This window comes from Streptomyces sp. PA03-1a (assembly GCF_033792805.1).
Lineage (GTDB): Bacteria > Actinomycetota > Actinomycetes > Streptomycetales > Streptomycetaceae > Actinacidiphila.
Genome location: NZ_JARAVO010000016.1, coordinates 55564 through 62881 on the forward strand (window position 1 = coordinate 55564; position 7318 = coordinate 62881).

6 protein-coding genes are annotated in these 7318 nt (G+C 72.3%); 1 reads left to right on the top strand and 5 read right to left on the bottom strand.

Features of this window, described 5'->3' with window-relative positions; translation table 11 throughout:
- Positions 1 to 10 precede the first annotated feature (10 nt).
- The 4 genes from PV341_RS05645 to PV341_RS05660 form a co-directional block, all read right to left on the bottom strand.
- Positions 11 to 1666, bottom strand: coding sequence for a bifunctional 3'-5' exonuclease/DNA polymerase (locus tag PV341_RS05645; RefSeq protein ID WP_500356896.1), 1656 nt, complete (start codon positions 1664 to 1666; stop codon positions 11 to 13).
- A 44-nt stretch (positions 1667 to 1710) separates the two neighbouring features.
- Positions 1711 to 2085, bottom strand: coding sequence for a DoxX family protein (locus PV341_RS05650; RefSeq protein ID WP_500323267.1), 375 nt, complete (start codon positions 2083 to 2085; stop codon positions 1711 to 1713).
- Positions 2086 to 2188: 103 nt separating this feature from the next.
- Positions 2189 to 2800, bottom strand: a complete 612-nt coding sequence (locus tag PV341_RS05655; protein WP_500323266.1) for a hypothetical protein — start codon at positions 2798 to 2800, stop codon at positions 2189 to 2191.
- 9 nt (positions 2801 to 2809) lie between these two features.
- On the bottom strand, positions 2810 to 4615 hold the full coding sequence (locus tag PV341_RS05660) for an ABC transporter ATP-binding protein (RefSeq protein ID WP_500356898.1): 1806 nt from the start codon (positions 4613 to 4615) through the stop codon (positions 2810 to 2812).
- A gap of 95 nt (positions 4616 to 4710) precedes the next feature.
- Between PV341_RS05660 and PV341_RS05665 the strand changes: the two genes are divergently transcribed.
- A complete protein-coding gene (locus PV341_RS05665; protein WP_500356899.1) occupies positions 4711 to 5178 on the top strand; it encodes a MarR family winged helix-turn-helix transcriptional regulator in 468 nt (155 codons plus the stop codon).
- Positions 5179 to 5200: 22 nt separating this feature from the next.
- On the opposite strand, the gene PV341_RS05670 is transcribed toward PV341_RS05665, so the two are convergent.
- On the bottom strand, positions 5201 to 6907 hold the full coding sequence (locus PV341_RS05670; RefSeq protein WP_500356901.1) for a carbohydrate-binding module family 20 domain-containing protein: 1707 nt from the start codon (positions 6905 to 6907) through the stop codon (positions 5201 to 5203).
- Positions 6908 to 7318: the final 411 nt, after the last annotated feature.

The following is a 7318-nucleotide window of genomic DNA, read 5'->3' on the forward strand; positions in this document are numbered from 1 at the left end:
CGCGCGCCGCTCATTTGGCGTCCGCGTAGCACTCGACGACATGGGTGTGCAGCGGGAAGGGCACCGGCGTCGGGCCGAAGAGCAGGCGCCGGGCCTCCTCCGCGGACTCCGCGACGGCATCCTCCACGGCGGGGGCCAGCTCCTGGGGGGTGTGCACGATGACCTCGTCGTGCAGGAAGAACACCAGGTGCGGCCGTCCGTCGAGCGCGGCCAGGCGGCGGCGCAGGGAGGCCAGCACGGCCAGCGCCCATTCGGCGGCCGTGGCCTGGATGACGAAGTTGCGGGTGAAGCGGCCCCAGGCGCGGGCCTGGGCGTCGGTGAGCTCCTGGCGGTCGGCGGACGGCGCCGGTGACGTACGCCCGAGGTGGGACCGGACGACACCGCCGCCCTCGCCGGTGCGGGCGGCGGACTCCACCAGGCGCATGCCGTCCGGGAAGCGGCGGCGCAGGACCTCGAGCAGCGGCCCCACCTCGCCGCTGGTCTGGCCGTACATCGCGCCCAGCAGGCCCAGTTTGGCCCGTGCGCGGTCGCCCCCGAACGCGGTGCGCGCCAGGGCCGCGTACAGGTCGCCCTCGGCGGCGGCCGCCGCCAGCCCGGGATCGCCGGAGAGGGCGGCCAGGACGCGGGGTTCCAGCTGGCCCGCGTCGGCGACGACCAGCCGGTGCCCGGGGTCGGCGACCACGGCGGCGCGGATCTGCCGGGGGATCTGCAGCGCTCCGCCACCGCGGGTGGCCCAGCGGCCGGAGACGACACCGCCGACGACGTACTCGGGGTGGAACCGCCCGGCGGGCGCCCACTGTTCTCGCCAGGCCCAGCCGTGGGCGCTGTGGATGCGGGAGAGCTCCTTGTAGCGCAGCAGCAACGCGGCGGCCGGATGCCCGACCTCCCGCAGCACATGCGAGCGGGTCGAGGTGATCCGCACGCCCACGCGCTCGAAGGCGGGCAGCAGTTGGGCGGGCGAGTCGGGGTTCACCGGGCGGCCCAGGGCCTCATGGATGCCGGCGGCGAGCTCGGACAGCACCTTGGGGCGGACACCGCCCGCCGGGCGGGGGCCGAGCAGCCCGGTGAGCACCGCGTCGTGGGCAGCGGCGCTCCAGGGCAGGCCGTCCCGGGCCATCTCGGCGGCGGCCAGGGCGCCGGCGGACTCGGCGGCGGCCAGCAGGCGCAGCCGGTCGGGGTGCTCGGACAGGGCGATCCGGCGCTGCTGGTCGGCGTGCACGGCGACCACCGCCTCCAGCGGGTCGGTGCCCGGCGGCAGATGATGGCGGTCGGCGGCGAAGAGCACCGGCTGGTCGTCGGAGCCGCCTTCGCGCGCGTCGTCCGGCACGGGGAGTCCGTGCAGCCGGGCCCAGCCGGCGCCCAGCGAACGGGGCAGGCCCCAGCGCTCCTCGGCACCGAGCAGCAGGGCCTCGACGAGCTTGAGGTCGTGGCACCGGGCCGGACGGGCCGGGAGCCGCTCCAGCAGCGGCGGGTAGATCTCGTCGGTGGCGGCCCACACCCAGCGCGGCGCCTGCCGGGCCTCGCGCTCGGCGATGGCCGCCACGAGGTCGCTGACGGTCTGCGGGGGACCGTCCGCGGTGCCGTCCTCGCGCAGCGCCTGCAGCCGCCCGCCGGTCCCCAGGGGGTCGGCGACGACGGCGACGGACGGGCTCCTGTGCGAGGTCACCGTCCGAGGGTAGAACGGAGCACCGACAACGCCCCGTGGACCGGTCAGGGGCGGCTGTCGCGGCTCACCTTCAGGGCCCACAGCACCAGCGGTGCCTGGAGCGGCAGCCGGGCGTAGGCGGCGTTCCGCAGGGGCGCGGGCCGGTCGCGCCAGTCCCGGGCCATCTTCACGTTGGCCGGCAGCACGGCGGTGAAGAAGCCCGCCGCCAGCAAGGCGCTCGCCCGGCGGGTACGGGGCAGTGCGATGCCCGCGGCGAGCGCCAGTTCCACCGCGCCGCTGACGTAGGTCCAGGTGCGGGGCTCGCCGGGCAGGACGCGCGGGACGACCGCGTCGAAGGGCCGGGGCGCCACGAAGTGGGCGGTGCCCGTGGTGGCGAGCAACCTGGCCAGCAGCACGGCGGAACGGTCGGACGCGGCCATCGGTTACCTCCTGCGGTCTGCGCGGCGCCGCTCACCCTAGCGCCGGTGCCGGGCACCGGGCGGACGATCGCCGCGGGCGGGATGTGCGCTTGCTCACCCGGGTCTACGGCGTGGTGGCGGCCGGTCCCGCGAAGGGAGGCAGGGCCGCGTACTCCGGGGCCACCTGGAGCGAGACGGCGAGCTGGGCCAGTGCGTCCCGGACCCGGGTGAGCGGGTGGTCGGGGAAGTGCGCGTCGTAGTGGGGGGCGTCGCCCCAGTGGAAGGGCAGGCCCTGCCGCAGGTCGGAGGCGTACGGGTGCGGCATGAAGTAGCGCTCGGGGCCGAGTTCGATGAGCACCTGCGCCTCCCGGACGCCGGTGGTGCCCTGCTCCAGGGCCTGGACCTTCACGACGGCGCTGCAGGAGGCCCGGGGCAAGGTGTAGCTGCCGAGGAACGCCTGGCCGGTGGGGCGGTCCGGCAGGGGGACCTTGATGACCTGGCGCAGCGTGGGGACCGTTCCCAGGTGCAGGACGTCGGCCTCGATGAGGCCGCCGCCCGCCCCGGCCGTGTAGTGGGCCAGGGCGTGGCGCAGGCGCGGCAGGTCCTCCAGGGGCGCGGGGATGTCCGGCGGCACGTCGAACCAGTGCAGGCTGACGAGGTCGCCGTGGTCATTGGTCCAGGCGTCCGCCTCGATCTGCCGGTAGCCGGGGAGTTCCGCCCCCGCGATGGGTTCCATGGCCGAGGATCATGCCGTATGGACGAGTTGGGCGTCACGGCGGACCAGGGCGGCGTAGCGGCCGTCCAGGGCGAGCAGTTCGTCGTGGCTGCCGCGTTCCACGATCCGGCCGTGGTCGAGGACGACGATCTGGTCGGCGTCGCGGACGGTGGACAGCCGGTGGGCGATGGTGAGGGTCGTACGGCCCGCCGAGAGGGCGTCGATGGCGTCCTGGACGGCGTGCTCGGTACGGGTGTCCAGCGCGCTGGTGGCCTCGTCGAGGATGAGGACCGGCGGGTCGCGCAGGATCGTCCGCGCGATGGCCAGGCGCTGCTTCTCGCCGCCGGAGAAGCGGTAGCCGCGTTCGCCGACGACGGTGTCGTAGCCGTCGGGCAGCCCCGCGATGTGGTCGTGGATCTGCGCGGCGCGGGCGGCGGCGACGATCTCCTCGTCGGTGGCGTCGGGCTTGGCGAAGCGCAGGTTCTCGGCGACCGAGGCGTGGAAGAGGTACGTCTCCTGCGACACGACGCCGACCGATGCGGCGAGCGTGTCGAAGGCGAGGTCGCGGACGTCGACGCCGTCGAGCGTGACGCGGCCCTCGGTGACGTCGTACAGCCGGGGCACGAGGTAGCTGAGGGTGCTCTTGCCGGAGCCGGTGGCGCCGACGACGGCGAGGCTGCCGCCGGCCGGGACCGTCAGGTCGATGCCGTCGAGGGTGCGCCCGGGCGTGGCCGGGTCGTAGGAGAAGCCGACGCCCTCGAAGCGGATGTCGCCGCGGACCCGCGGGAGGCGTACGGGGTCGTCCTTCTCGGTGATGTCGACGGGCAGGTCGAGGTACTCGAAGATGCGCTGGAAGAGCGCGAGCGAGGTCTGCACCTGGACACCGGTCGACAGCAGGCTGACGGTGGGCCGGAACAGGCCCTGCTGGAGCGAGACGAAGGCGACGAGCGTGCCGATCGACACCGCCCCGCCCGCTCCGTTGACGGCGATGCCGGCGATCCAGTAGATGAGCGCGGGCATGGCGGCCATGACGACGCCGATGGTGGACATCCGCCAGCGGCCGGCCATGTTGGAGCGCACCTCGAGGTCGACCAGCCGGTCCGACTCCTCGGCGAAGGAGCGGGTCAGGGAGTCGGCGCGTCCCATGGTGCGGCCGAGGAGGATGCCGCTGACGGACAGCGACTCGGTGACGATGGCGGACATCGCGGCCATCTGCTTCTGGCGCTGGGTGGTGATCTTCTTGCGCTCGGTGCCGACCCGGCGGCTGATCCACACGAAGACCGGGAGCAGCAGCAGGGAGGCGATGGTCAGGCGCCAGTCCAGGGCGATCATCGCGACGACGGTGGCCACGACACTGGTGAGGTTGGACACGAGCGAGGTCGCGGTGGAGGTGACGGTGGCCTGCATGCCGCCGATGTCGTTGGCGATGCGGGACTGCACCTCTCCGGTGCGGGTCCGGGTGAAGAAGGCGAGCGACATGCGCTGCAGTTGCTCGTAGACGGCGGTGCGCAGGTCGTGCATGACGCGCTGGCCGACCGTGGTGGAGATCAGGGTCTGCAGGACGCCGAAGACGCTGTTGAGGACGGCGGTGGCGATCATGCCGAGGGCGAGCAGGCTCAGCAACCCGGTGCGGCCCTGCGGGATCGCGGTGTCGAGGATCTCGCGCAGCATGAAGGGCGAGGCGACCGAGACGAGTGAGGCGGCACCGACGAGGAGCCCGACGACGGTCAGGCGGGCACGGTAGGGACGGAAGAGCCGCAGGACGCGGCGCACGTCGGTCGGTCGGGCGGGGTCCTTGGGCGGCGGGGTCCACCGCGGGGATTGATCGGGGTGCAAAGGGCCTCCGAAAGGTCCGGGCATGTCAAGGCGATGAGAGTGTAGTTCATTGTTACCTATGCTCACAATGAACCGCATCCTGATACCCTCTGACCATGGAATCCCGCACGTCCACCGCGGACACCGACGAGAGCACCGGGCGCCTCGCCGACCAGCTGCTGTGGCTGACCCGCCGGCTGCACCGCGCACAGCGGCGGCACCTGGAGCCGGTGGGCATCACCCCGGCCCAGGCACGCATGCTGCGCACGGTCGCCCACAGCCTCAAGAGCGGGACCGCGCCCCGGATGGCCGACCTGGCCGAGCGGCTGGACGTCGTGCCGCGCGCGGTGACGAGCCTGACCGACGCCCTGGAGGAGCGGGGGCTGGTCCGCAGGGCGCCCGACCCGGTCAACCGCAGGGTGGTGCGCATCGAGCTCACCGAGGAGGGCGACGACGCCGTGCGGCGGCTGCGCCGCGCCCGCCGGGCGGCGGCCGAGGAGCTGCTCTCCCCCCTGGACACGGACCAGCGCGATGCCCTGACGGCGTTGCTCGCCGTCTTGGACACCGCGCCGGGTCGTTGCTGAGGCGCTGGAGCGCAGGGAGGGGTCAGGTCCGCCAGGTGTCGCCCAGCGTCACCTTGCCGCTCGCGGGGACGGTCGCCGTACGGTTGCCGCCGGACTCCCAGGTGACGTTCCCGCTGCCGTCCTTCTTGATGTACTTGTACTCGAAGGACGTGCCCGCGCCCATGGAGACGTCGAGCTTCCACACCGGGTAGGCCGCCGAGGACAGCGGCAGGGCGTTGCCGGTGTTCCAGTTGCCGAGGGCGGCGTTGTTGCCGACGACGTAGACGTTCTGGCCCCACACCGTGGTGGCGTTGACCGAGAAGGACGCACCGCTCGCGGGCGTCGTGCCGCCGCCTCCGCTGCCGCAGGGGGCGCCGGTGTAGAGCGCCACCGCGTCGTTGGCGCCGATGGTGGCGGTGAACCTGCCGTCCGAGCCGACGGTGTAGGTGGCGCCGCTGTGCTGCACGTCGCAATAGGTGCCGGCGGGCAGCGAGGTGGTGAAGGTCTGCGTGAGGGAACCGCTCTCGTGGTTGATCGCGACGTAGCCCTTGCTGCCGCGCCCGAAGGCGATGGCGTTGTTGCCGTTGGACCACCAGTTGGTCACCGCGGTGCCGGCGACCGCGTTGCGGAAGCCGACCATGCCCGCGATCTGCGGCCAGGCGTGCTGGCACTTCCAGCCGTCGCTGTAGCAGGCGTTGACGGTGCCGCCGTTGGGCGGGCCCGCGTCGTTGTCGGAGAACTGGTAGCCGGAGTACACGTTGGGCGAGCCGTAGGGCCAGGCCAGCATGTAGACGTTGGCCAGGGTGTAGGTCGCGCCCGCCTTGTAGGTGAGGGTCGAACCGTTGCGCTCGGTGTCCCAGTTGTCGACGAAGGTGCGCGAACTGCCGCTCGCGAGGTAGCCCGCACCCCATGACGCGCCCCAGTTGCTGAGGTAGGCGAGCTTCTCGCCGGTGAAGATCCGCTTGAGGTCGTAGGCGCCCTGGAAGGCGTCGACGTCACCGGTGCCGGTGTACTCGCCGGGCTGCACGGCCTCCCCGGAACCGTAGATGACCTCCTGTGCCCAGAAGACGGAGGGGTTGCTGAGCTTGGCCTTGATCGCGGAGAGATCGGCCGCCGCGATGTGCTTGGCCGCGTCGATGCGGAATCCGTCGACGCCCAGCGCGATGAGGCCGTTCAGGTACGCGGCGATGGTCGAGCGCACGTAGTCGCTGCCGGTGTTCAGGTCCGAGAGCCCGACGAGTTCGCAGTTCTGGACGTTGTCGCGGTTGGTGTAGTCGGAGATGTTCGTCCGGCAGGAGTGGAAGTCCTGGTCCTGGTAGTACCCCGGGTAGGTGTACTTGCCGTACGACGTGCCTCCGGTGCCGGTGCCCGAGCCGGCGCTCATGTGGTTGACGACGGCGTCGGCGATGACCTTGACCCCGGCCGCGTGACAGGTGTCGACCATGTTCTTGAAGGCCGTCCCGTCACCCAGCCGGCCCGCTATGCGGTAGCTGACGGGCTGGTAGGAGGTCCACCACTGCGCGCCCTGGACGTGCTCCTGGGGCGGCGACACCTCGACGTAGCCGTACCCGGCCGGGCCGAGGGTGTTGGTGCACTCCTTGGCGACCGAGGCGAACTTCCACTCGAAGAGGGTGGCGGTGACGTCCTTGCTTCCGGGCGGTGCTGCCTGGGCCGGCTGCTGCGAGACGCCGACGAGCCCGGCCGTGCTGAGCAGGGCGGCCAGACCCGCGCGCAGAAAACGCGATCTCATGGTGCGGCTCCTTCGTGTTCGGGCACAAAGGTGCCCCGAAGACAGCCACGCGCCGGGCCATCGAGTGTGGGGGCGGAGCTCCCGCCCGTGGGAACTCCGGGTAGGAGACTGGCCCCGCGGACGGGTAGCGTCAATATGTCGCGTGGAAAAACTTTCAACTTCTTGCGGAAACAGTCTGCTTCGCTTTTGCAGAGGGCCTACCGTCCCTGCGGAAGGCTGTCCTGAACTGCCGTCAGGCCGCCAGGTGCTCCCGGTCCCCCATCACCACGACCGGGTGCAGCGCCGGATCCAGCGTGCGCAGCAGGTACTCCATGTCGGCCTTGGACTGGCTGACGCACGCCGACGTGCCGCTGCCGTGGTCCATGTGCAGCCAGATACTGCCGCCCTTGGACTGGCCCTGGGGGCGGGTGG

Bases quoted from the DNA above. Each gene is read 5' to 3' on its own strand.
- PV341_RS05650 (WP_500323267.1), bottom strand. From the start codon at position 2,085: ATGGCCGCGTCCGACCGTTCCGCCGTGCTGCTGGCCAGGTTGCTCGCC.
- PV341_RS05670 (WP_500356901.1), bottom strand. From the start codon at position 6,907: ATGAGATCGCGTTTTCTGCGCGCGGGTCTGGCCGCCCTGCTCAGCACG.
- PV341_RS05655 (WP_500323266.1), bottom strand. From the start codon at position 2,800: ATGGAACCCATCGCGGGGGCGGAACTCCCCGGCTACCGGCAGATCGAG.
- PV341_RS05665 (WP_500356899.1), top strand. From the start codon at position 4,711: ATGGAATCCCGCACGTCCACCGCGGACACCGACGAGAGCACCGGGCGC.